General features: G+C 37.0%; 2 protein-coding genes. Both read left to right on the plus strand.

Annotation, left to right across the window (positions count from 1 at the left end; translation table 11 throughout):
* A partial coding sequence (locus QZ657_RS10200) for a F0F1 ATP synthase subunit gamma (protein ID WP_291966683.1) occupies positions 1 to 278 on the plus strand: 278 nt, incomplete at its 5' end.
* A gap of 137 nt (positions 279 to 415) precedes the next feature.
* Positions 416 to 1,636 carry a TCR/Tet family MFS transporter gene (locus QZ657_RS10205; RefSeq protein ID WP_291966685.1) on the plus strand — a complete coding sequence of 407 codons (1,221 nt, stop codon included), beginning with the start codon at positions 416 to 418 and terminating at the stop codon, positions 1,634 to 1,636.
* Positions 1,637 to 1,715 lie beyond the last annotated feature (79 nt).

Raw genomic sequence — 1,715 nt, forward strand, 5'->3', positions numbered from 1 at the left:
TTGAAGAAACTGCGAGTGCCGATTATACTTTTGAACCATCAAAAGTTGAAATCATTGAACAATTGATTCCTAAGTCCTTGAAGACACAATTGTACAAAGGTATTAGAGATTCTTTTGCTAGTGAACACGGTGCACGTATGACGGCAATGCACAAAGCAACTGATAACGCAACAGAAATGCGCGATCAATTGAAATTAACATATAACAAAGCAAGACAAGCAGCTATTACCAATGAAATTTTAGAGATTGTTGGTGGTGCAGAGGCATTGAACAATTAAAAATGTTCATATATAGATGACTTCTTGTTGTCTCAGCTTAATACGCTTTTAACTATATATAAAAACCCCACTCCCCAGTGGGGTTTTTGTTTTTATTGCTTTTATTATCCTTTTTTTACCCGACTTTTGTCTTGACCATGAAATCTAAGAAAACCGCGTTACTATTTATTTTCATTACCATCTTAGTGGATGTTATAGGTATAGGTATCATCTTACCGATAATTCCCGATTTGATTATGGAGTTAACAGGCGAGGGCAATCACATGGCAATTATTTACGGTATGGGGCTAACGACCGCTTTTGCGGGTATGCAATTTTTGTTTTCACCGGTATTGGGTGAAATTTCGGATAGATATGGTAGAAGACCCATATTACTTTTGGCACTTTTAGGTTTAAGTATAGATTACTTAATTCATGCCTGGGCACCCACAATCACCTGGTTGTTTCTAGGTCGTTTTTTAGCGGGGATAACCGGAGCTAGTTTTACCGTTGCTTCTGCATATATTGCTGATGTAAGTACCAAAGAAAATAAGGCAAAGAACTTCGGATTAATAGGTGCCGCATTCGGAATAGGATTTATAATAGGTCCTGGTATTGGTGGTTTTTTTGGGGAGATAGATATTAGACTTCCATTCTATATTGCTGCAGGCCTAACATTTGCAAATTTCCTTTTTGGTTATTTCTTTGTGCCTGAATCTTTGACTCCGGAGAATAGAAGGCAAATCCACTTTTCAAAGATGATTCCTGGGGTTTCTTTATTCGCTTTGCGTAATTATAAGGGTATCTTATTACTGATTTCTGCATTCTTTTTGGCAAACCTTGCAGGGCAAGCTTTGCCATCTACATGGTCGTATTATGGCATTGAACGTTATGATTGGAATCCGAAACAAATAGGATTATCTCTTATGGTAGTTGGTCTACTTGTTGCTATTGTACAGGGCTATCTAGTTGGGAAAATTGTAACGAAATTCGGAAAGCGTAAAGTAATTACATTTGGGTTTTTGCTTTGGACAGTGGGTATGTTTCTATTTTCATTTGCTAAAGAACCCTGGATGCTTTATGCATTTTTGATCCCGTACGCATTGGGAGGAATTGCAGGTCCAACCGTACAAGGTGTTATTTCTAATCAAGTTTCTGAAAAAGAACAGGGAATATTGCAAGGATCCATAACCGGTTTGGTGAGTATAACGGCAATTTTGGGTCAGTTTATCTTCGCACCCGTCTTTTATTATTTTATCCGTCCAAAGGCGTCCATTTACTTTCCTGGTGCACCATATGCTTTGGCAGCTTTATTTCTTTTAGCGGCTTTTATTTTAGCATCTACAGCTATAAACAAGATGGATGTTGAACCGGAATAATATTTTTTTCAAATAAAAAGGTAACATTTTTTAAAATTTGAATCTAAAGGGTGAACAAACAAAAAACTCTTTCGATGAA

Origin of the sequence: Maribacter sp. (genome assembly GCA_020629415.1) — a bacterium.
GTDB classification, from domain to species: domain Bacteria; phylum Bacteroidota; class Bacteroidia; order Flavobacteriales; family Flavobacteriaceae; genus Maribacter; species Maribacter huludaoensis.

Excerpts from the sequence above, each read along its gene's own strand:
- QZ657_RS10205 (WP_291966685.1), top strand. The coding sequence starts at position 416 with ATGAAATCTAAGAAAACCGCGTTACTATTTATTTTCATTACCATCTTA.